The organism is Paenibacillus sp. TY11, assembly GCF_059772165.1.
Genome location: NZ_JCBAIQ010000040.1, coordinates 1 through 22,892, shown reverse-complemented (window position 1 = coordinate 22,892; position 22,892 = coordinate 1). Strand labels below are relative to the sequence as shown.

Below are 22,892 nucleotides of genomic sequence, written 5' to 3'. Positions count from 1 at the left end.
GTGCGATGTCTCCGCCCTCGCTGCCAAAGCAGAGCGCGTCGACGATGCCCGTCGCGCGGAGCAGGGCGACCGCTCCGCGGGCAAACCATTCTGCGGGCTGAACGGCATAGGCCACAGGCAGCTCCAGAACCAGGTCCACACCCATGGCAAGTGCCATTTCGGTGCGGGACCATTTGTCTGTAATCGCGGGTTCACCCCGCTGAAGGAAGGGACCACTCATTACAGCCACCGTGCGCTGTGCACCAGTGATGCGAAGAGATTCCTTCCAGTGATGGACATGTCCGTTATGCAGGGGATTGTACTCTACAATCATACCGAGTGTTTTCAAGATTGTATGTCGGCTCCTTTCTTAAAGTAGCTTATCTGGTAACTATTTTGAAAATAATGGCTAACTACCCACGAATGATTGTTTTCAGGGCAGCTATACTGATTTTTCATCATTGGTATGAACAAGACCATTGAGACATGAACCAAAAAGCTTTATACTCGCATTATTGTACACGAAGAGTGGCGGGGGTACGAATACTCACAGGTACATGATTAGCACAACGCATTTTTGCTTCCGCATAAAACTTGCCGAACCATTGAAAAACCGATGGATTTGTAAGTGGTGTAAAGTGAAAGGTGTTGACAAACGACTCGATCAGTCGGTATAATAATTTTTGTTTGTTTGGAGTGATAGTGATGCAACTATTTTTTCGCAAAGTAGCAACAAGTGACGGTCCTTTTCCTATCCGTGAATCTCTTAATGTGAGTGAATTGGTGGATGATCGTGCTGATGTTACGGCCGTTTCCCCGCTGGAGACCGACTTGGTCGCCGTTAGTCTGGGTCAAGGCTTGATGAGCGTGGAAGGCACGTTGACCGCAGGTCTGGACATGCTGTGCTCACGCTGTTTGAGCCCGATGCACGAGGATTTGAAGATTGAATTCCGTGAGCGGTTTAAGCAAACCTCTTCGAGTGTTGAAGAGGAGGATGAAGATGGCGATTTTATCGCAGTGACGGAGGATTCCTTCGACATTGCACCGTATTGTGAAGAATTGTTTGTACTGCATGTGCCGTTTGCGCCTGTGTGCAGTGAGGATTGTCAGGGGATCGCACCAGCGGCCGGACAAGACTGGAGCATTGGCTCCGATGACAGTAACGATGGCGATACGGAAAAGATTGATCCGCGTCTGGCAGGGCTTAAGGATTTTTTTAAATGAGAATTGAGTTCAATTCTGAAAAAATCATCATCCGCTTGTGCCGGGGAGTTACTGAACCGATACGTGGATGTTGCAGGCTTGATTCACCGGCTGTAAGATAATTGCTTCTAGCATTTTCTTTCGGTCTTGAATGAGATAAGAAGTCATACCCGTTATGCGGGGTTGATCTGGTTAAGGAGGTGGGAATAATGGCAGTACCTCAACGGAGAACATCCAAAACTCGTCGCGACAAACGTCGTACTCACTTTAAACTGGCAGTACCAGGTATGGTGAAATGCTCCGAATGCGGCGAATTGAAACTTGCTCACCATGTGTGCAAAGTTTGCGGAACGTACAAAGCTAGAGAGATCATCTCTCAATAATGTTCGATAAGCGGATTCTTTGGAATCTTCGCAGGGAGAGTAGCGCTTCACTTCAGTGAGGCGCTACTTTTTTTTGTCTGCATGCTTTCTTTTTGCGTCAGCATGCTATATACTGTTTTAGTACCAGGTTCTAAGAAAGAAGGGCCGAAGGGGTTCCTTTATACATACAAGAAGACAAACCGGCTTGAAGTTTCGCCGTTAGAACGTGAAGTAACCCGAACTGTTGGCTGAACGGCAGTTTATTGCAGGGAAAGGAGGCGTCACTGATATCGAACGTTTGCCGAAGAGACAGAGACAGCAACGGCTGACTCAATTAATTGATGATAATCCGTTCGTAACGGATCAGGAATTGACAAGACAGCTGAAGGTAAGCATTCAGACCATTCGGCTGGACCGGATGGAGCTGGGGATTCCGGAATTGCGGGAGCGGCTAAAGCTGATGGCTGAGCGCTCCTATGATCAGGTTCGTTCCTTGCCTTTGCATGAAGTGATCGGGGATATCGTTGATCTCCAGTTGGATCGAAGTGGTATTTCGATTTTTGAAATCAAAGAGGAACATATTTTTTCACGTACAGGTATTGCGCGGGGGCATTATGTGTTTGCCCAGGCTAATTCATTGGCCGTTGCCGTGATTAATGATGAGATAGCATTGACCGCTTCAGCGGATATTCGCTTTGTCCGCCCGGTTCATTTGGGTGAAAAGTGCATTGCCAAGGCATATGTACGCTCAAATCCAGAGCAAAAAGGGAAGGCAAAAGTGGAAGTGTTTGCCTACGTAGGAGAAGAAATGGTGTTCCAAGGCAACTTTGTCATTTATCGCTCCACGGAGGAAGAGTATAGCGAAGGAGGAAGTCAGCATGCGGATCGCCATTGATGCCATGGGGGGAGATAATGCTCCTGAGGCGACAGTAGAGGGCGCGCTATCTGCGGCGGCGGAATGGAAGGATACTGACATTACGCTGGTTGGTGACCGGGAACGGATTGAATCGGTTCTGAACGGCAGGGCGTTGCCGACGAACCTCAGCATTCGCCATGCATCCGAAACGATAGATGCGCAGGACGAGCCTGTAAAGGCAGTGCGGCGTAAAAAGGATGCCTCAATGGTCGTAGCTGGTCGAATGGTCAGAGAAAGCGAAGCGGATGCCATGATATCCGCAGGTAATACAGGCGCGCTAATGACCACAGGGTTGCTGGTGGTTGGAAGAATGGAGGGCATTGAACGTCCGGCTCTCGCGCCGATGATACCGACGATTGATGATCAGGGTGTTCTGGCGTTGGACTTGGGAGCGAATATGGATGCCAAGCCTGAGCATCTTGCCCAGTATGCACTGATGGGGAGCCTGTATCGTCAGAAAGTTCACGGTGTGGCTTCTCCAAGGGTGGGTCTGCTGAATGTCGGGACCGAAGCTGGGAAGGGCAATGAACTGACGAAGTTGGCATTTCCTCTTATTGAGCAGTTACCTGTCAATTTTGTGGGTAATGTTGAATCCAGAGACGTGTTAACGGGGAATTGCGATGTACTGGTGTGCGACGGATTCGCCGGGAACATCATGCTAAAATCGCTGGAGGGTACAGCCGGAGCCATATTTTCTCTCCTAAAAGAGCAGTTCACCAAATCCTTAAAGACCAAGCTTGCGGCGGCCTTGATTATGCCTGAACTTCGCAGTTTGAAAGGTAAACTGGATTATAAAGAGCACGGCGGGGCTCCTTTGCTGGGGTTGAGCGGACTCGTCTTGAAAAGTCACGGTTCATCTGACGGCATTGCCGTCAAAAATGCGGTAAGGCAGGCTCGTACGGCCTTGCAAAACCGGTTGGTGGAAAGTATATCCAAGGAAATCAGCAGGAAGTGAGTGACGATATGAATAAATTACGGCCAGTTGGTGTTATCGGAACAGGGAAATACGTACCTGAGAAAATTCTGACCAATAAAGATCTAGAAGCAATCGTAGAAACAAGTGATGAATGGATTGTTAGCCGTACAGGGATTCAGGAGCGCCATATTGCGGCTCCAGAGCAGGCTACATCTGATTTGGCTTATGAAGCGGCGATTAAGGCATTGGAGTCCGCGGGTATGACGGCACAGGATCTGGATCTGATTATTGTAGCTACGGTTACACCGGATATGGCGTTTCCGTCAACTGCCTGCATTCTTCAGGACAAGTTGGGGGCCAAAGGCGCAGCAGCTTTCGATCTGTCTGCGGCATGCTCGGGTTTTGTGTACGGGCTGGCTACGGCAACGAGCTTTATTAAGACAGGTATTTATAATAATGCGTTAATCATTGGGGCAGACTGTCTTTCTCGGATTACAGATTATACCGACCGCAATACCTGCGTTCTTTTCGGAGACGGTGCAGGAGCTGTAGTGATTGGTGAAGTGCCTGAAGGTAGGGGATTCCAATCTTTTGATCTCGGGGCTGAAGGCGCGGGAGGCAGCTTGCTTAAGCTGGAAGCTGGTGGCTCACGTTTGCCTGCGAGTGCGGACACACTGGAAAATAAACAGCACTATATTTACATGAATGGACGCGAAGTGTTCAAGTTTGCGGTTCGTGTTATGGGAACGGCAACGGTTGATGTGCTGGAAAAAGCAGGGCTGTCCAAAGATGACATTGATCTGTTCGTTCCACATCAAGCCAATGTTCGCATCATCCAATCGGCGATGCAACGTCTGGATTTGCCAGAGGAAAAGGTAGTAGTTAATGTTCATAAATATGCGAATACATCCGCAGCATCAATCCCTCTTGCTCTTGTGGAAGCAGCTGAGGAAGGCCGCATGAAGGAAGGCGACCGTATATTAATGGTGGGCTTCGGCGGCGGTTTGACTTGGGGTGCGTCGGTTCTTGTCTGGTAAGAAGTCGGCGGGTTTGATACAATATTGAATTTGTCTGGTACTTTACAGTACAAGCATTGGATACAGAGAGGTGCATACACGATGGGCAAAACGGCATTTATATTTCCCGGTCAGGGTTCACAAGCTGTAGGTATGGCTAAAGACGCTTATGAAGCGGTTCCAGCTGCAACAGAAGCATTCCGCCAAGCGGACGAACGGTTAGGTTTCGCGCTAAGCACACTGATTTTCGAAGGGCCGGACACAGCCTTGAAGCAAACATCCAATACGCAGCCTGCACTGTTAACGGCGAGCATTGCGTTATATGAAGCGTTTAAGGTAAATGGCATTCGCCCTGATTATGTGGCTGGGCACAGTCTAGGAGAGTACAGCGCGCTAGTTGCTTCCGGTGTTCTCGCATTTGAGGATGCGGTTGAGACCGTTCGTTCACGTGGCGAGTTCATGGAGCAGGCCATTCCTGATGGACAAGGCGGGATGGCTGCTGTGTTGGGCGCTGATCGTGAAGCATTGGCAGTATTGTGTCGTGATATTACGGAGTCTGGTCAACTGGTCGAACTGGCCAACATCAACTGTCCCGGGCAAATTGTTGTATCCGGTACGAAGGAGGGCGTAGCTGCTGTCGCTGAACGTGTAAAGGAAGCAGGCGGCAAGCGTGCTATTACATTGGAGGTCAGCGGTCCTTTCCACTCGTCATTGATGAGGGAAGCAGCGACCAAGCTCTCCGACAAGTTGGAGGCTGTGACTTTCTCCGAAGCTCAGATTCCGGTTGTGGCCAATGTAACAGCAAAACCTGTACGTGAGGGGAGCGAAATTCGCCAACTGTTGGTGGATCAGGTCTATTCCCCGGTACTGTGGGAAGACAGCGTATTATGGCTGCTGGAACAAGGTGTTGACACCTTTGTTGAGATTGGACCAGGAAGTGTTTTGACCGGACTGGTTAAAAAAATTGACAAAACGGTTAAGCTGTATAATATAAGCAGCCTGGAGTCGTTTGCTTCTGTAACGGAAGCCTTGGAGGCCCGTTAAAAGTAATAATCATTACCTTAACGGGTTATATACTTGCAAGGGGGTACTATGATGTCTAAGCCATTAAGTGGAAAAACGGCACTGGTTACGGGAGCGTCGCGCGGAATTGGCCGTAGTATCGCGCTGGCGCTAGCTGAAGCAGGCGCTAATGTGGCGGTAAACTATGCTGGTAGTGAAGCGGCTGCGACTGAGGTAGCAGAGCAGATTCGTGCCAAAGGTGTGGAAGCTATTACAGTTCAGGCTAATGTCGGTCGCGCTGACGAAGCAGATCGGTTGATCAAGGATATGATTGGCGCTTGGGGCAAGATTGACATCCTGGTGAATAATGCGGGCATAACAAGAGATAATTTAATCATGCGCATGAAGGAAGAGGAATTCGATCAGGTGATTGAAACGAATCTGAAGGGTGTGTTTAATTGTCTCAAGGCGGCAACACGTCCAATGATGAAGCAGCGTTCCGGCCGAATTATCAATATCTCCTCCGTTGTCGGTGTACTTGGCAACGCAGGACAAGCCAACTACGTTGCTGCTAAAGCGGGAGTGATTGGCCTTACCAAATCCTCTGCTAGAGAGCTTGCTTCGAGAGGGATTACAGTGAACTGTGTAGCTCCTGGATTCATCGATACTGAGATGACGCAGGTGCTGGCTGATGATTTGCGTGACAATATGCTTAGCGGTATTCCGCTGGCCCGTCTTGGACGGCCTGAGGAAATTGCTGATGTGGTGCTGTTCTTGGCCTCGGATGCTTCCTCATATATGACGGGCCAGACTTTGCATGTGGATGGCGGTATGTATATGTAGTTGCATGTTGCCATCCGCATGCCCCGATGAAGAGTTGTAAATGAAAACTCTCTTCTATGGCATTTTAATTGTAATTTTCGTATAATACCTAAGGAGGAGGTGAGCCGGATGTCCGATGTATTGGAGCGCGTAAAACGCATTGTCGTTGACCGTTTGGGAGCCGACGAAGCCGAAGTTACACTTGAAGCATCTTTTAAAGATGATTTAGGCGCTGATTCTCTCGATGTAGTTGAATTGGTTATGGAATTGGAAGATGAGTTTGATATGGAAATCTCTGATGAAGATGCAGAGAAAATTACAACTGTAGGTGAAGTTGTAAAGTACATACAATCTCATACCTAATTCATGTCATCAAAAGTCCCGTTCTGTTACAGGCGGGACTTTCTCCTAATTATACAGATTGAACTAAAGACGGAATTGCCGCGTGTTATTTGAGTTTGGCTCAGCTTCACTTAGTCAAAGGCTGAGGATTATGCGGCATTACTAACTTTAGTTGATTCTATATTATTTTTGCGCACAAGAGTGTGCTCTGTCTTAAAATACAATATGCAGTAGACATAGAGGTGATTATCTTTGAAACAACGTGTTGTCATAACAGGAATGGGTGTAATCACTTCGCTGGGACAGGATTTGAACACACTATGGGATAATCTGATGGCTGGGAAATCTGGCGTCAGTGAAATCGAAGCTTTCGATACAAGTGAGTACACTACGAAAATAGCCGCTTCCATTAAAGATTTTAATCCAGAAGATTATATTGAACGCAAGGATGCGCGTAAAATGGACCGCTTTGTGCAGTTCGCGGTTGCTGCTAGTAAATTGGCGCTTGAGGACAGCGGACTCGTAATCGGAGAGAATGCGGATGCCGAGCGTGTTGGTGTATCTGTCGGTTCCGGTATTGGCGGATTGGGTACTTGGGAAGATCAGCACAATGCACTGATCGAAAAGGGACCTAAACGCGTAAGCCCTTTCTTCATCCCGATGATGATTGCTAATATGGGTTCCGGTCAAGTGTCGATTTCACTCGGTGCTAAAGGCCCCAATACATCGCCAGTTACGGCTTGTGCCACGGGCAGTCATGCCATTGGCGATTCCTTCCGCATGATTCAGCGCGGTGACGCTGACGCCATGATTTGCGGCGGAGCTGAGGCGACTATTCGCCCGATTGGTATGGCTGGATTTTGTTCCATGCGGGCGATGTCCACACGTAACGATGAGCCTGAAAAGGCAAGTCGTCCTTTTGATACCGAAAGAGACGGGTTTGTTATGGGCGAAGGCTCTGGTGTTCTGATCCTGGAATCGTTGGATCATGCTTTGAAGCGTGGTGCGCGTATTTACGGCGAGGTGATTGGCTACGGTCTTTCTGGCGATGCCCATCATATGACGGAGCCTGATCCAGAGGGAGCGGCACGCTGCATTAGAATGGCGATCCGTGATGCTGGATTGAATCCTGAAGATATTGATTATATCAATGCACATGGTACATCTACGCCGGTCGGTGATAAATCGGAAACGGAAGCAGTCAAGAAAACGCTTGGAGAGCATGCCTATAAGGTAGCGATCAGCTCAACCAAGTCGATGACAGGGCATTTATTGGGTGCAGCGGGCGGCGTTGAAGCCGTGATCTGTGGTCTCGCACTTCAACATCAGACGATTCCGCCAACGATTAATTTGGATAATCAAGACCCGGCTTGCGATCTTGATTATGTACCTAATAAGCCGAGAAAAGCGGAACTGAATGTGGTTATGTCCAATTCCTTTGGTTTTGGCGGTCACAATGCCACGGTTATTCTAAAAAAATATGAAGCGTAAGGGGTCAGTTCGTTGAGTGGAGACTTGAAGCAATTACAGCAGAAACTTCATATTCAATTCAACAATCGGCAGCTTCTGAAGCAGGCCTTTACGCACGCTTCCTACGTAAACGAACATCGGTTCAGTCAGCATGCAGACAATGAGCGTCTTGAATTTTTAGGTGACGCTGTTTTGGAACTGACTGTGTCCGAGCAATTGTACAACCAGTACCCTAACCGACCCGAAGGCGAATTAACCAAGCTGCGTGCAGCTATTGTCTGTGAGCCTTCTCTGGTGAAGTTTGCTGTCGGGCTTGAGTTCGGGCAATATGTACTGCTTGGAAAAGGTGAAGAGCTGACAGGCGGACGTACTCGTCCGGCTCTTTTGGCTGATGTGTTCGAAGCGTTCGTAGGCGCGCTTTATTTGGATCAGGGTCTTGAGGCCGTCCGGTCGTTTCTGGAACGTTATATTTTTCCTCAAATTGTATTAAACGGTAAGCTTCAGATGAGTGATTTCAAAACAGAGCTTCAGGAACTGACGCAGCATCATAACATGGGGATGCTTGAATACAAGATTGTGGAGGAGCGCGGACCTGCCCATGAACGCGAGTTCGTAGCCGAGGTATATATGGACAGCGAACGGCTGGGGGCAGGTACAGGACGCTCCAAAAAAGAAGCTGAGCAGCAAGCGGCGGCAGTAGCTTTAAACCGTTTGAAGCTGGCAGAATCGTAATCGGTACCTGAGCAGCCCGGACGGGTTACGCAAGCAAGGGGCACAAAGTAAGAGCAAAGGGCAGTCCGCGGGGAGTCCCGGCCCGTAATGGCGAATGGACTGCGTTTTGCTCTTTTTTCGTGGCTTTGCTGGTGTAATGTGAGTGTCGGTACTGTGCTTTATACAAGCTAGTTTATGCTACAATAGGGATAATTCATATCAATCAGGTATACGGTGTTGTACAAGCATATTTGAAATGTTAGAGGTGAGATTGAGCATGTTTTTAAAGCGCATTGAGCTGGCGGGCTTCAAATCGTTTGCAGATAAAACGGAAATGGAATTTGTCCGCGGCATTACGGCAGTCGTCGGGCCCAACGGAAGCGGAAAAAGTAATATTTCCGACGGGATTCGTTGGGTGCTGGGCGAACAGAGTGCCAAATCACTGCGTGGCGGCAAAATGGAGGACATTATTTTTGCGGGTAGTGATGCTCGTAAGGCTGTTAATTACGGTGAAGTATCGCTTACGTTGGATAATGAAGATCAGGCGTTGCCTCTGGATTTTGGTGAAGTCACGGTAACGCGACGTGTACATCGAAGTGGGGATAGTGAATATTTCATTAATCGACAATCATGCAGACTCCGAGATATTACAGAGCTGTTTATGGATACAGGGATTGGTAAAGAAGCTTATTCAATTATTGGGCAGGGACGCATTGAAGAAATTCTGAGTACCCGATCTGAGGATCGTCGAGGTATTTTTGAGGAAGCTTCGGGTATCGTAAAATATAAATCGCGTAAAAAAGATGCGGTTCGCAAGCTGGATGAAACGGAGCAAAATTTGTTGCGTATTCACGATTTGGTTAGTGAACTGGAGGATCAGATTGGACCGCTTAAGGAGCAGTCTGAAAAAGCGATTCATTTTAAAGAGCTGCGCGGTGAATTGAAATCAAAAGAAATTTCAATGTACGTCCATCAAATTGAACAAATTCATACTTCGTGGAGCGATGCGACTTCCAAACTAGCTTTGTTGCAGCAGGAGCAGCTTCAGTTGTCTACGGTGGTGTCCCACCACGATGCGATGCTGGAAAGCGACCGCAACGAATTACGCCAGCTGGAAGAGCAAGTAGAGCGTTTGCAAAGGGATCTGCTGCAATACAGTGAAGCTACGGAAAAAAGTGAAGGCTACGGCGAATTGCTGAAAGAGCGCACACGCAATCTGGAGGCCAATCGGGAACAATTGATCTTATCACTTAGCACAAGCGAATCACGGCATTCCGAGCGCAAGAGTGAACTGGATCAGCTGAACGAAAAGCTGTCTGCGCTGAATGTAGAGCTTGATGAGTTGCGTGCGCGATTGTCTGACGAAGAGGCCAAACTGATTGGCGTCACAGGCGGAATCAGCCAGGAGCAGGAAGAAAGCCTAAAGGGTAATCTGCTGGAGCTGATGAACCAGATGGCGCAGGCGCGTAACGAAATTCGTTATACCGACCAACAGAAGGAAGCATTAGAACGGCGAGTGACTCGTGTAAGTGACGAATCCGGCAAATGGGAAGCCCAGAAAGTCCAACTTGAACAGCGCAAAAAGGGATTAGAAGTTGCTGTTCAGAAGCTGGGGCAGGAAATCAGTAGTTTGCGCAGTGGCTATATTCAGGGAAGTGAAAAGTACCAGGCCCTGCAAAAACTACTGGAAGAAAACCAGGGTACCGTTCGTAAATGGGAACAAAAACGAGAGGCTCAAATTTCACGTCGAGATACAATGAAGGAAATGCAGGATGACTTTGACGGCTTTATGCTGGGTGTTAAAGAAGTATTGAAGGCTGCACGCAAAGAAACTTTGCACGGTGTGCATGGAGCGGTAGCGGAGCTGATTCGGGTACCTGAGCATTTAGAGCAGGCGATGGAAACCGCTTTGGGTGCTTCAGTTCAGCATATCGTGATGGAAAATGAATCAGTATCCAGACAGGCGATCAGTTTTCTGAAGCAACGCCAACTGGGCAGAGCGACATTTTTGCCTATGGATGTTATCCGCCCGCGTCAAATCGGTGCGGGGGAACGCCAAATTGCGGAAGGCGCTGAAGGCTTTGTCGGGATCGGTGCAGATCTTGTTCAGTATGATGATCGATATGCCGGAATTGTAGGCAGTCTCTTGGGGAATGTGGTCATTGCCCGTACGTTGGAAGATGCAAACCGTATTGCGGCCCGCTGCCAATATAGATATCGCGTTGTTACTTTGGAAGGCGATGTTGTCAATGCAGGTGGTTCCATGACTGGGGGAAGCCAGTTCAAGAAAAATGCTAATCTGCTTGGACGTAAACGTCAGCTGGATCAGTTGGATCAAGACATTGTAGATACGGAGCAGCAAATTGCAAGGTTACGTCAGAGTGCAATAGATACCAAACGCCAGCTGGAGGAGACACAGACCCGTTTGGACGAGCTGCGTCAGGGCGGCGATGTGAAGCGCGGTGAAGAGCAGCAGATGGTAATGGAGCTCAAGCAACTGGAGCATGAACTGCGTCATGTTCTGGAGCAGGTAGCTGCGTCTGGTCAGGAGAAGAAGGGCTTTGATCAGGAAATCAAGGAACTGGAAACTTCCCGTGAAGAAGCGTTGGTAAAGTTGGCTGCGCTGGAGGAAGAAGAGAAGAAAACTCATCAGGCCATTCACGCTGCTGAATTTGCCCGTAAAGCCAACGAATCTGCCAAAGAGCAGCTACAAGGAGAGCTCACGAATCTCAAGGTAAGAGAAGGAAAGCTGGACCAGGAGCGCTTTTCATTGGAAGAGCAGCTGCGCAGATTGCGTGGGGATTATGATACCCTTGGTAAGGATTCAAGACAAAACAAGACCTTACTTGCTTCCATCGAAGCTGATCTGCTGACCAATGAGCAGGAGACCGTGAAACAGATTGAGAATCTCAATCAATACCGTTTGAAAAAGGAAGAAGCCGCGCAGCAGCTGGAATTCAAGCGGGCTGCACGCAGCAGCTTGTCCAAAAAGCTGGAAGTGGCTGAGAACGACACGAAAGAACAGCGAATTCAGCTCAAGTCGGTGGAGGAGCTGCTTCGTCAAACGGAAATTGGAGTAAACCGGCTTGATGTAGAACTGGAAAACGTTCTGAAAAAATTAAGTGATGATTATGAACTCAGCTATGAGCTGGCCAAGCAGCGTTATCCTATACCGGAAGATATTGAAGGTACGCAGAGCGAGGTAGAAAGGCTCAAACGCGGTATTTCCGCGCTGGGCGAGGTGAATCTGGGCGCCATTGAGGAATACCAACGTGTGCATGAGCGTTATACGTTTCTTGATGAGCAAAAGTCTGATTTGGTGGAGGCCAAGACAACGCTCTATCAGGTTATTCGAGAAATGGATGATGAAATGTCCAAACGCTTCAAGACTACGTTCGATGCTATTCGGCGTGAATTTGGAACGGTTTTCTCCAAGCTGTTCGGAGGCGGACGTGCTGATCTCGTGTTGCTTGACCCGGAACGTTTGCTGGAGACGGGAATTGACATCGTAGCTCAGCCACCGGGCAAAAAACTGCAAAACTTGCAGCTGCTGTCGGGCGGTGAGCGGGCGTTAACAGCGATGGCGTTATTATTTGCCATTTTACACGTTAAACCTGTTCCATTCTGTGTACTCGATGAAGTAGAGGCCGCATTGGACGAAGCAAACGTGGTGCGTTTTGCCCAGTATTTACGAGAATTCTCAGAACAGACACAGTTCATCGTAGTTACACACCGTAAAGGCACAATGGAAGAATCCGATGTGCTGTATGGGGTTACGATGGAGGAGGGCGGGGTTTCCAAACTCGTATCTGTCAAGCTGGACAACGATGAAGCTGAGATTGCCTGACATCAAACAACATACTTTCAGATCAACGGAGGGAATCCATGAGTTTCTTTAGGAAATTGAAGGAAAGCATTGCAAACAAAACTGAATCCGTCACAAAACAGTTCAAGGACGGTTTGGAAAAAACACGCAAAGGTTTTGTTGAAAAAGTAACGGACCTGATGATTCGCCGTAAAAAAATTGATGAGGAATTTTATGAGGAACTGGAAGAAATTCTGATCGGAGCGGACGTAGGTGTCAACACGGTTATGAACCTCATTGAAGACCTGCGAGGAGAAGTGAAAAAACGCAAAATCGAGGACGCATCCGAGCTACAGCCTGTATTGTCGGAAAAGCTGTCCGAGTTGCTGCGGGGCAATGACAATAGTCAGCTCAAAATGAGCCCTGATGGGATCACAGTCATTCTATTCGTAGGCGTCAATGGAGTCGGCAAAACAACAACTATTGGCAAGTTGGCTCACCGTTTTAAACAAGAGGGTAAAAAAGTATTGTTGGCTGCTGGAGATACATTCCGGGCGGGTGCGATTGAACAGTTGGAGGTATGGGGCGAACGGGCAGGTGTAGAGGTTATTAAGCAGCAATCCGGTTCCGATCCGGCTGCGGTTATGTTTGATGCTGTACAGGCTGCCAAGCAGCGTCAAGTAGATGTGTTGTTGTGTGATACTGCAGGACGTCTTCAAAATAAAAGCAATCTGATGGAGGAACTGAACAAAATTTTCCGCGTTATCCAGCGTGAAATTCCAGATGCTCCTCATGAAGTGTTGTTGGTACTTGATGCGACAACTGGACAAAATGCACTTAACCAAGCCAAGCTGTTTGGTGAGAAAAGCGGTGTAACCGGGCTGGTACTGACGAAGTTGGATGGTACAGCTAAGGGTGGGATTGTTGTGGCCATCCGTCAGGAGCTGAATTTGCCTGTTAAGATGGTTGGCTTAGGTGAAAAAGTGAATGATCTTCAACCGTTTGATTCCGAGCAATTCGTTCATGCGTTGTTCGCGGGTTTGATTCAGGAGGAGACTGCCGAAGCAACTGCTACGGGCGAGGAAGAACAGAACTGATACGGTTTGAGTAGGCTTGCTTGTCAGACTTGGGGCTCAGAAGCAATCAATGTTGCTGCTCAAGTTCGCCCAGATGTATAATGAAAGGAACAGCTCTGTCGATGCCGGATATGTTGGTTGTATAAAATATTACTCAGGAAGCCGGGTGAAAAACCGATGGCAAACACCTATACCTACTCCCGACGGGAAGAAGTAGCCAACGCCATTACACATGGAATTGGAGCCGTTTTAAGCGTAGCAGCGCTTGTGCTGCTCATTGTTTTTGCTAGCTTGAAAGGAACTACTTGGCATGTCGTCAGCTTTACGATTTACGGGATTACGATGCTGCTGTTGTACACCAATTCCACGTTGCTTCATAGCCTGCGTGAAGGAAAAATGAAGGATTTGTTCGAAATATTCGATCATTCTTGCATTTACCTGTTCATTGCAGGTAGCTACACCCCTTTTATGCTCGTTGCACTGCGAGGTACTCTGGGATGGACGCTGTTTGGAGTGATTTGGGGGATCGCACTGTTCGGTGTGCTGTTCAAGGCGTTCTTCACCAAGCGCTTCCTGTTTATGTCTACTGTGTTTTATATTGTGATGGGCTGGCTCATCACAATTGCCTGGAGTCCTCTGGTTGCGACTGTTCCCGCCGGAGGGATGACGTTATTGTTCGTAGGTGGTCTTATGTATACGTTGGGCACGATTTTCTATGTGTGGCGGGCATTTCCATATCACCATGCGATCTGGCATCTGTTTGTTCTGGCAGGCAGCGTACTTCATTTTCTGGCTGTTCTGCTGTATCTTACTCCGGTAAGGGTTTAAGTAACAGTGGGTAAAAAAGCCGATCCGTACTTCCGTTTAAGGACAGTGGATCGGCTTTTTTTTGTATGACAAGGGATAACGCTTGACATCTTCTTTTCTTTTATGTATCATAAGGAACGTTGAAAAGAACTGTAAAGTGTTTTTCCTTGACGATGGAGGTATACACGATGAGTCAGGAGAATCGGCTGGAAAAGACAAACCGGATTAACCGACTGTTTGACTTCTATGAACCTCTGCTTACAGAGAAGCAACAGATGTTTTTAAAATATTACTTCCATGATGATTTTTCTTTGGGGGAAATTGCATCGGAATTTCAAATTAGCCGTCAGGCAGTATATGAACATATTAAACGTGCTGAACAGGTATTGGAAATGTACGAGGAAAAGCTTGGATTGCTAAGTAAGCATGAACGTAGAATTCAAGATCTGGAAGAACTAAATACAACGTTGTATGAGGCATTCGGTAAAATCGGTGAGTCCGATGAAGGCACTCTGCAACATGTTCAACAAATTGTAAATCGCCTGCAAGAATTGTAGGTCATATAGAATAAGAATAAACAACCCTGGTAGACAAGGAGGTGCGAAAGTATGGCATTTGAAGGATTATCGACTCGCTTGCAAAATGTATTCAGTAAACTGCGCGGCAAAGGAAAAGTGTCTGAGGATGATGTAGCTCAGGCGATGCGCGAAGTACGATTGGCTTTGCTTGAGGCGGACGTTAACTTCAAGGTTGTAAAGGACTTTATTGCCAAGGTAAAGGAGAAATCCGTTGGTAAGGAAGTGATGGACAGCTTTACGCCAGGTATGGTCATCATCGACATCGTGAACAAGGAACTGACCGAGTTGATGGGTGGCAGTCAGGCCAAGCTTGCCAAAGCAAACAAACCGCCTACGGTCATTATGATGGTGGGTCTCCAGGGCGCAGGTAAGACGACGACGTCCGGTAAACTGGCGAAGTTGCTGCAAAAGCAAAATCATCGTCCATTGCTTGTAGCTGGTGATATTTATAGACCAGCCGCGATCAAGCAGCTTCAGGTCCTTGGTGAGCAGATTAATGCTCCTGTATTTACACTGGGAGATCAGACAAGCCCAGTGGAAATTGCAAAGCAGGGTTTGCAGCATGCTAAGGATAATGGTAATGACTACGTTATTATAGATACTGCAGGTCGTCTTCATGTTGATGAAGAGCTTATGGAAGAGTTGCGCCAGATTCATACAAACGTCAAGCCGGATGAAGTTCTACTGGTTGTAGATAGCATGACGGGCCAGGACGCGGTTAACGTTGCGGAGCACTTTAATAGTAGCCTAGAGTTAACAGGAGTTGTACTGACGAAGCTGGACGGCGACACTCGTGGTGGTGCAGCCTTGTCGGTTAAGGCTGTGACAGGATGCCCGATCAAGTTTGCTACATTGGGTGAAAAGCTGGATGCGATGGAGCCGTTTCATCCCGAACGGATGGCTTCACGGATTTTAGGCATGGGTGACATGTTGTCCCTGATTGAAAAAGCGCAGTCCAATATCGACGCCGATAAGGCGAAGGAAATGGAACGGAAAATGCGTAATGCCGAGTTTACTTTCGAAGATTTTCTGGAGCAAATGGATCAAGTTAAAAAGCTTGGCCCAATCGACCAGATTCTCGATATGATCCCCGGTATGGGCAACATGAAGCAAATGAAAGATATCAAAGTGGATGACAAACAGATGGGCCGGATTGAGGCTATCGTTCATTCTATGACTACACAGGAAAAGCAAAACCCGGACATGATTAATCATAGCCGTCGCAAACGTATTTCTGTAGGCAGTGGAACATCACTGGCTGAGGTTAATCGTCTGATAAAGCAATTTGACGAAATGCGCCGCATGATGAAGCAGTTCTCAGATATGATGGGACCTAAGGGTGGCAAAAACAAGGCTATGAAGCAGCTGAAGAGTATGGGTAAAGGTATGAAGTTTCCTTTCCGCTAAGGCCATTAGGTCCTTGGAATTTTGGGATAACAATATACAGTCTACTTTTTGAAGGAGGTGAATTTTCGTGGCAGTTCGTATTCGTCTGAAACGTATGGGTGCACATAAAGCTCCTTTCTATCGCGTCGTGGTATCTGATTCTCGTTCCCCGCGTGACGGTCGTTTTATCGAAGAAATCGGTTACTACAACCCTATCACAGTACCAGCGGTTGTAAAAATTGATGAAGATAAAGCGCTGAAATGGTTGCAAGATGGTGCACAAGCATCCGACACAGTCCGTAACTTGCTTAGCAAAGCGGGCGTGATGAAAAAGTTTCATGAGTCTAAACAACAGAAATAAGGTGCTGATACGGAGGGTCAACCATGGAAGAATTAGTGATAATCATTGCTAAGGCTTTAGTCGATCATCCGGAAGATGTAACCGTGAAGACCTTGGAGAAGGATCGGCTTGTTGTATATGAACTAAGTGTGCATCCTGAGGATGTAGGCAAAATTATTGGCAAGCAGGGTCGTATCGCCAAGGCGCTTCGCACTGTGGTTGCATCAGCAGCCGTTAAGATGGATAAACGGGTTACCGTAGACATCATATCTTAAAGATATACGAAAGTGGGTTAGGATGTATGTCCTAACCCTTTTTCGTACATGATGAAGATGATATGGAGCGGAACCGATTACATGCAGGAGGAACACGATGCAACAATTGTTTAATGTCGGAAAAATTGTGAACACTCACGGAATCCGTGGAGAGCTTAAAATATTAACGACGACGGATTTTCCAGAGGATCGTTTTGCTAAAGGCAGTGAGCTTTTGATTGTTCCGGCGGAAGGTAAGGCACCAATCCCCGTAACTGTTGAAACAGCGCGTTTTCAAAAAAATATAGTTATCGCTAAATTTAAGGAATATCACAATATCAATGATGTTGAAAAATATAAAGGTACTTTGTTGAAGGTATCTGCTGAGCGGTTAGGCGAATTGGAAGAAAATGAATTCTATTTTCATGAAGTAGTCGGCATGGAAGTAGTGACGGAAGACGGAAATGAGCTCGGCGTGGTAAAAGAAATTTTGACTCCGGGAGCCAATGATGTATGGGTAGTCAAAATGCCTAAAGGCAAGGAACTGCTGTTGCCGTATATAGAGGATGTTATTTTGGATGTAAACGTGCGTGAAAAACGGGTTACGGTACGGTTAATGGAAGGGCTGCTGTAATGCGGGTGGATGTGTTGACCCTGTTTCCAGAGATGTTTGATGGAGTATTTAATGCAAGCATTCTAGGAAAAGCAAGGGATAAGGGAATTGTATCATTGCAAGCGGTTAATTTTCGCCAGTATGCCGGCAACAAGCATGGACAAGTGGATGATACGCCCTATGGCGGTGGGGGCGGTATGGTATTGAAGCCTGACCCCATTTTTGCTGCGGTGGAAGCGTTGTTGGATGAATCAGAGCAACCAACATTAGAGAATGCCAATGAAGTTATCCAACATGAAGAGGTCGAACGTAACGCAGACATAAAAGCTCCGCGTATCATTTTGATGTGTCCACAAGGCGAGACTTTTACGCAAAAGAAAGCGGAAGAGCTGGCCAAAGAGGACCATCTTATTTTTATATGTGGGCATTATGAGGGTTATGATGAGCGTATTCGGGAGCATTTGGTGACGGATGAGCTTTCTATCGGAGATTATGTATTGACTGGTGGCGAGCTACCAGCCATGACCGTCATTGATAGTGTGACACGGTTACTACCAGGAGTGTTGGGTAATGAAACGAGTGCGGTAACGGACTCGTTTAGTACGGGGCTGCTGGAATACCCCCATTATACCCGGCCCGCTGAGTTTCGGGGCTGGAAAGTACCTGATGTACTCCTGTCAGGGCACCACGTCAATATTGATTCCTGGAGACGACAGGAGGCGTTACGTCGCACGATGGAACGCCGACCGGACCTGTTGGAACAGGCTGAACTGACAGGCAAGGAGCGCGCGTGGATTGAGGTGCAGGGCAAATCAGACTGTTCGGGGGACAAGTGATAAAGCGCTTTAGACATGAGTGGATTTGAAAGCAGGTAGTGACCTGTTCTATAATGAAGTCAATTAAATAATGTTTGGTCAAATCCCTTTTTGTTGTTGCAATGCGGTAGCCTCCATGATACAATACATCTGTTGTGTGTAATACGGTGGTCCTCTGTGGATGATGAAGGAAACGGTTGGGTTTCTAGAAGAAGCATGAACACCTGTACGGAAGGAGGGAGTCATAGATGAATATCGTCCAAGCGATCACTGAAGAACAACTGCGTAAAGATTTGCCTAACTTTCGTCCTGGTGACACTTTGAAAGTGCACGTGAAAGTTATTGAGGGAACTCGTGAGCGTATCCAGTTGTTTGAAGGTGTTGTAATTAAACGCCGTGGTGGTGGAATCAGTGAGACTTTTACAGTTCGTAAAATTTCTTACGGTGTAGGTGTGGAAAGAACTTTCCCGCTTCATTCCCCAAAAATCGATAAAATCGACGTGGCTCGCCGTGGTAAAGTGCGTCGTGCGAAGCTTTATTATCTTCGTGAACTGCGCGGTAAAGCAGCGAGAATTAAAGAAATTCGTCGTTAATACAACGAATAACGAAAGGGGCTTGATTACAAGCTCCTTTCGTTTTTTCTACGTACATAGGGAACTGTGGATTATTGACCGTAAAGAGAGGACAGTGAGCTATGGAGCAAGAAGTAGGACAAGGAGCTGTGCAGCAGCCAACTGATCAGGATGGTACGCCCAAGCGTAAACCAAAAAATGAGATTTTTGAGTGGCTCAAGGCCATCATTATTGCGTTAGTGCTTGTCTTTTTAATCCGCTGGCTTCTCTTTAAGCCGTTTATTGTGGATGGCCCGTCGATGCAGCCTAACTTTCATACCGGAGAACGCGTCATTGTGAATGAGATTTTATATGATTTCCGTGCCCCTAAACCAGGCGAAGTGATCGTGTTTCATGTGCCGGAGGAAGGAAGAGACTTTATCAAACGCGTCATTGCCGTTGAAGGAGATACGGTCAAGGTAGAAGGTGACACGATTACAGTTAATGGTAAGCCGATTCAGGAATCTTACCTGAAAGCTCCTTTGGAAGAAGCGCATCAAAATGGCGAGCTTTACAACAAGTTTACAAATTTTCCAAATGAGAAGTTTAAGGATGGAAAAGTTCCGGCAGGGCATATTTTTGTAATGGGAGATAACCGTTCCAATAGTACAGACAGTCGGATGCTTGGATATATTGATTTGAAGGAAGTCGTGGGCCGGGCTGATGTCATTTTCTGGCCAGCGAAAGATATGCAGTGGATTAACCACTAGAATAACTAATAAGCAGCATAGCTGCCGTAATCCTAACTATGAGCCTAAGGCTAAAAGTAGGAGTTACGATCAATGGGGTGATGACGGTGACGATTCAATGGTTTCCTGGTCATATGACCAGAGCGCGCCGCCAAATTGAAGCAAAATTAAAGCTGATTGATTTGGTCATTGAACTGATTGATGCTCGATTGCCGCTTTCCAGCCGAAATCCAATGATTGATGATATTTTGCAAGGCAAGCCGCGAATGATTATTTTGAATAAGGCAGATTTGGCGGACCCGATAGTATCACAGCAATGGATTGCCTACTTTAAGGAGCAGGGGCATGTAGCCTTTCCGGTGGATGCCACAACCGGGACGGGGTTAAAAGAAATTCCGATTCAGGCCAAACTGCTGCTTAAGGAAAAGATAGATCGGCAGATTAGGAAGGGAATGAACCCGCGTCCTATGCGTGGGTTGATTGTTGGTATTCCGAATGTCGGTAAATCGACACTGATCAACCGAATGGCGGGACGTAATATTGCAGCGACGGGTGACCGTCCAGGGGTAACGAAGGCACAGCAGTGGATCAAGATCGGAGAAATTGAATTGCTGGATACACCAGGGATTCTATGGCCTAAATTTGAGGATCAGAATGTAGGCTATCGTCTGGCAGTTACAGGTGCGATCAAGGAAGAAATTCTGAATGTCGAGGATATTGCCTTTTTTGCGACTAAATATTTGGTTCAGTACTATTGGGACGCACTGGCAGAGCGCTTTGAGCTCACCGAACGTCCTGAAGATACAGAAAATCCTGATGAAATTGTTAACGTCATGGAGGCGATCGGACGTAAACGTGGCTGTATTGTTAGCGGCGGACGTGTGGATCTCGAAAAGGCGTCAAAAATCATTTTGCGTGAGCTGCGTGCAGGGAAGCTGGGACGGTTCAGTTTGGAAGCTCCTTACTGACTCTACTGGTACACCGATAGAGAACATAGCATTTTGTGGCAAGGAAGAACCTTCCCCATCTCTCCGGAGAGGAGGAAGGTTCTTTTTGGTATTTGAAGGCAGTTAGAAAAGGGTTTTGGACGATGAAGGTCTGTGGTAAGCTGAATTCAATCGCAAGAGCTACGGCATGAATGACGCGTTAAACTACATATAGATGGGCAGGTATTGAATATGGAAGACAAAGAGATTGTAGTGAAGGACATGCTACATTATGAAAAAAAATGCTGGGAGCAGTCTTGTGAGCGGATTGCAGGTATTGACGAGGTAGGTCGTGGATGTCTGTTTGGTGATGTTGTGGCCGCCGCAGTCATTTTACCAGTGGGTGAGTTACTGGAAGGTGTGGATGATTCCAAAAAATTGACGGACAAGAAGAGAGAAGCATACTACGAGCTGATTATGGAGAAGGCCATTGCTGTAGGAGTTGGCTATGTAGACGCGCAGACGATTGATGATATCAATATTAAGCAAGCAGCCCGTTTGGCTATGAAGCAGGCTATTGAGGCTTTACATGTGTCTCCTGATTATTTACTGGTGGATGCAGAAAAGGTAGATGTGCCTATTCCTCAACTCTCTATTATTAAAGGAGATGCCAACAGTCAGTCTATTGCGGCGGCCTCTATCATCGCCAAGGTAACCCGTGATCGGCTGTGTAAAGGTGAATGGGATGCGAAGTATCCGGAATATGGGATCGGTATACATAAAGGTTACGCTACCAAGTTACACAGGGAACAAATTTTGGCGCTAGGACCTACAAAGATGCATAGACGTAGCTTTCTGGGCAATCTGTTGACGGAGCAACCGACGCTGTTTGATCTGTAGTTACTTATTATGAATCGGGACAATGCCGATATAAAGTATAACTAATACCATAAGCCCCTTTGAATGGGGGAGAGTGAGAGGAGGGGCGATATGAACATCGGAACTGTATTTCGTGGATTACTTGGAGATGTGAAGGCTGGAGAGGCAAAAAAACTTGATATGCAGCCAGGTCAGGTCGTACGAGGAGTCGTGCTAAAGGTGTCTGAGGACGGCGGCGAGGCTGTGTTGCAAATACAAGGTTCTCAGGTCAGGGCAAAGCTGGAGACCCCTCTTCAACCTGGACAGACTACAATGTTTCAGGTTCAACCGGCTTCCCCCAGCGGAATGACGGTGCTTAAGCCTCTGAACGATGTGGCCAATACAGTACAGCAAACCGTAGCGCTGACAGATGTATTGGAATCGGTGGGACTGCCGGATACAGCTCAGAACAGGGAGCTTATACAGGCAATGCAAAAGAATGGTGTGCCGTTGACATCTGAAAATGCGGCCTCTTTGCGAGAAGCTATGGCGAAGCAAAGCGGCAATGTACAATTGGGAACGTTTGTGCAGGCGGCGGCAGTTGCCTTTCAGCGGGGACTTCCATTGACGGCCGAAAGCATAAACGGATTGCGCCAAGCGATGTTTGGTCCTCCTTTAAATGATCTGTTGTCATCGCTGGAACATGAGCTTGAAGCGGTATTAAAGCAGCAAGGACAGGGAGTATCCACTGACCGTTCAGTGGGGGGATCGACAGCTATAAAAAGCGCTGACCGAATGTCAGCTAGTCCAACAGGTGCTTCTTCCATTGTGGTTGGAGATGGACAGGAAGGCCAAGCTCCTATATTGTCCAAGGATGCCTCTACCGCTGCAAAGCAGGCAGAAGCTGGACAAACCACAGGCAGCAAGGAATTGTTAAAAGGGACTCAAGCAGCCAATCTTGCTGCAGCGGTGAGTGAAGCGAGTGCTTTGACTGCAGATTCGGATACTCCGACGGGGGCTACATCTGTAGCCAAAGGGACTGCTTCAGGAGAACCGGATGCAGTCAATGGACGCGGAGCGACAATGGTATCGGAAGCTGGCGCAAATGCGCCTGAATCGGAGACTGATGCATTAAACGGCTCCCGCGCCAGAGTGGAGCAATCACAGCAAGCTACTGCGGTAAGCACGCAGCTTAAGGATGCGGATGGCGCTCCAGTGTCGGCCACGGCAGAGCCTGCGGGGGCGAAGCCTGCCTTAAGCGCAGTCACAGCTGACCGTCCCTCCGCACAGCCGGCTGGTGGCCCTGTGCCACAATCCGCGGCGGGCAATGCTGCTGCCCCAGAAGTGCCGCTCCAGCGGCTGCGCACGCTGCTGCAAGAGCTGCGCGCAGCAGTG

Annotated in this window: 25 protein-coding genes; 24 read left to right on the top strand and 1 reads right to left on the bottom strand. The window is 47.7% G+C overall.

Features of this window, described 5'->3' with window-relative positions; translation table 11 throughout:
- Positions 1–328, bottom strand: a 328-nt coding sequence (locus tag AC6EJC_RS25845) for a nucleotidyltransferase family protein (RefSeq protein ID WP_444956380.1), incomplete at its 3' end; no start/stop codon positions are given.
- A 356-nt stretch (positions 329–684) separates the two neighbouring features.
- Between AC6EJC_RS25845 and AC6EJC_RS25840 the strand changes: the two genes are divergently transcribed.
- The 24 genes from AC6EJC_RS25840 to AC6EJC_RS25725 form a co-directional block, all read left to right on the top strand.
- Complete coding sequence (locus tag AC6EJC_RS25840) at positions 685–1,203, top strand: YceD family protein (protein WP_444956379.1); 519 nt, start codon at positions 685–687, stop codon at positions 1,201–1,203.
- Positions 1,204–1,391: 188 nt separating this feature from the next.
- Positions 1,392–1,565: a 50S ribosomal protein L32 gene (rpmF, locus tag AC6EJC_RS25835; protein ID WP_007429979.1), complete on the top strand. Its 174-nt coding sequence runs from the start codon at positions 1,392–1,394 to the stop codon at positions 1,563–1,565.
- A 277-nt stretch (positions 1,566–1,842) separates the two neighbouring features.
- Positions 1,843–2,439: a transcription factor FapR gene (gene fapR, locus AC6EJC_RS25830; RefSeq protein ID WP_007429980.1), complete on the top strand. Its 597-nt coding sequence runs from the start codon at positions 1,843–1,845 to the stop codon at positions 2,437–2,439.
- The gene (gene plsX / locus AC6EJC_RS25825) at positions 2,423–3,415 is read left to right on the top strand and encodes a phosphate acyltransferase PlsX (protein WP_444956378.1); all 993 of its coding nucleotides are present in this window, start codon (positions 2,423–2,425) and stop codon (positions 3,413–3,415) included. Before fapR ends, plsX begins: the two co-directional genes overlap by 17 nt.
- An 8-nt stretch (positions 3,416–3,423) precedes the next feature.
- Positions 3,424–4,413: a beta-ketoacyl-ACP synthase III gene (locus AC6EJC_RS25820; RefSeq protein ID WP_444956377.1), complete on the top strand. Its 990-nt coding sequence runs from the start codon at positions 3,424–3,426 to the stop codon at positions 4,411–4,413.
- 81 nt (positions 4,414–4,494) lie between these two features.
- Positions 4,495–5,436, top strand: coding sequence for an ACP S-malonyltransferase (gene fabD / locus AC6EJC_RS25815; protein WP_444956376.1), 942 nt, complete (start codon positions 4,495–4,497; stop codon positions 5,434–5,436).
- Positions 5,437–5,487: 51 nt separating this feature from the next.
- Positions 5,488–6,237, top strand: a complete 750-nt coding sequence (fabG, locus tag AC6EJC_RS25810; RefSeq protein WP_444956375.1) for a 3-oxoacyl-[acyl-carrier-protein] reductase — start codon at positions 5,488–5,490, stop codon at positions 6,235–6,237.
- Between the two features lie 108 nt (positions 6,238–6,345).
- Entirely contained in the window at positions 6,346–6,579 is a 234-nt protein-coding gene (locus tag AC6EJC_RS25805) for an acyl carrier protein (RefSeq protein ID WP_007429985.1), read from the top strand.
- A 231-nt stretch (positions 6,580–6,810) separates the two neighbouring features.
- Entirely contained in the window at positions 6,811–8,049 is a 1,239-nt protein-coding gene (gene fabF / locus AC6EJC_RS25800) for a beta-ketoacyl-ACP synthase II (RefSeq protein ID WP_444956374.1), read from the top strand.
- 12 nt (positions 8,050–8,061) lie between these two features.
- On the top strand, positions 8,062–8,760 hold the full coding sequence (gene rnc, locus AC6EJC_RS25795; protein ID WP_013309856.1) for a ribonuclease III: 699 nt from the start codon (positions 8,062–8,064) through the stop codon (positions 8,758–8,760).
- 256 nt (positions 8,761–9,016) lie between these two features.
- Positions 9,017–12,586 carry a chromosome segregation protein SMC gene (gene smc / locus AC6EJC_RS25790; protein WP_444956373.1) on the top strand — a complete coding sequence of 1,190 codons (3,570 nt, stop codon included), beginning with the start codon at positions 9,017–9,019 and terminating at the stop codon, positions 12,584–12,586.
- 38 nt (positions 12,587–12,624) lie between these two features.
- On the top strand, positions 12,625–13,641 hold the full coding sequence (gene ftsY, locus AC6EJC_RS25785) for a signal recognition particle-docking protein FtsY (RefSeq protein ID WP_444956372.1): 1,017 nt from the start codon (positions 12,625–12,627) through the stop codon (positions 13,639–13,641).
- Between the two features lie 156 nt (positions 13,642–13,797).
- A complete protein-coding gene (trhA, locus tag AC6EJC_RS25780) occupies positions 13,798–14,448 on the top strand; it encodes a PAQR family membrane homeostasis protein TrhA (protein WP_444956371.1) in 651 nt (216 codons plus the stop codon).
- Between the two features lie 167 nt (positions 14,449–14,615).
- Positions 14,616–14,984 (top strand): YlxM family DNA-binding protein, encoded by a 369-nt coding sequence (gene ylxM / locus AC6EJC_RS25775; protein ID WP_444956370.1) that lies wholly within the window; start codon positions 14,616–14,618, stop codon positions 14,982–14,984.
- Positions 14,985–15,035: 51 nt separating this feature from the next.
- Positions 15,036–16,412: a signal recognition particle protein gene (gene ffh / locus AC6EJC_RS25770; RefSeq protein ID WP_444956369.1), complete on the top strand. Its 1,377-nt coding sequence runs from the start codon at positions 15,036–15,038 to the stop codon at positions 16,410–16,412.
- A 67-nt stretch (positions 16,413–16,479) separates the two neighbouring features.
- Complete coding sequence (gene rpsP / locus AC6EJC_RS25765; protein ID WP_025682296.1) at positions 16,480–16,752, top strand: 30S ribosomal protein S16; 273 nt, start codon at positions 16,480–16,482, stop codon at positions 16,750–16,752.
- A 23-nt stretch (positions 16,753–16,775) separates the two neighbouring features.
- Complete coding sequence (locus tag AC6EJC_RS25760; protein WP_013309863.1) at positions 16,776–17,006, top strand: KH domain-containing protein; 231 nt, start codon at positions 16,776–16,778, stop codon at positions 17,004–17,006.
- Between the two features lie 97 nt (positions 17,007–17,103).
- Positions 17,104–17,619 carry a ribosome maturation factor RimM gene (gene rimM, locus AC6EJC_RS25755; protein WP_444956368.1) on the top strand — a complete coding sequence of 172 codons (516 nt, stop codon included), beginning with the start codon at positions 17,104–17,106 and terminating at the stop codon, positions 17,617–17,619.
- Positions 17,619–18,434, top strand: a complete 816-nt coding sequence (gene trmD / locus AC6EJC_RS25750) for a tRNA (guanosine(37)-N1)-methyltransferase TrmD (RefSeq protein ID WP_444956367.1) — start codon at positions 17,619–17,621, stop codon at positions 18,432–18,434. The genes rimM and trmD overlap by 1 nt, the downstream gene beginning before the upstream one ends.
- Positions 18,435–18,661: 227 nt before the next feature.
- Positions 18,662–19,006: a 50S ribosomal protein L19 gene (gene rplS, locus AC6EJC_RS25745; protein ID WP_010346403.1), complete on the top strand. Its 345-nt coding sequence runs from the start codon at positions 18,662–18,664 to the stop codon at positions 19,004–19,006.
- A gap of 101 nt (positions 19,007–19,107) precedes the next feature.
- Positions 19,108–19,734: a signal peptidase I gene (gene lepB, locus AC6EJC_RS25740; RefSeq protein WP_134903996.1), complete on the top strand. Its 627-nt coding sequence runs from the start codon at positions 19,108–19,110 to the stop codon at positions 19,732–19,734.
- 86 nt (positions 19,735–19,820) lie between these two features.
- Positions 19,821–20,681 (top strand): ribosome biogenesis GTPase YlqF, encoded by an 861-nt coding sequence (gene ylqF / locus AC6EJC_RS25735; protein WP_134903997.1) that lies wholly within the window; start codon positions 19,821–19,823, stop codon positions 20,679–20,681.
- A 210-nt stretch (positions 20,682–20,891) separates the two neighbouring features.
- Complete coding sequence (gene rnhB / locus AC6EJC_RS25730) at positions 20,892–21,539, top strand: ribonuclease HII (protein ID WP_081112524.1); 648 nt, start codon at positions 20,892–20,894, stop codon at positions 21,537–21,539.
- Between the two features lie 90 nt (positions 21,540–21,629).
- Positions 21,630–22,892, top strand: a 1,263-nt coding sequence (locus AC6EJC_RS25725) for a TP0910 N-terminal domain-containing protein (protein WP_498475316.1), incomplete at its 3' end; no start/stop codon positions are given.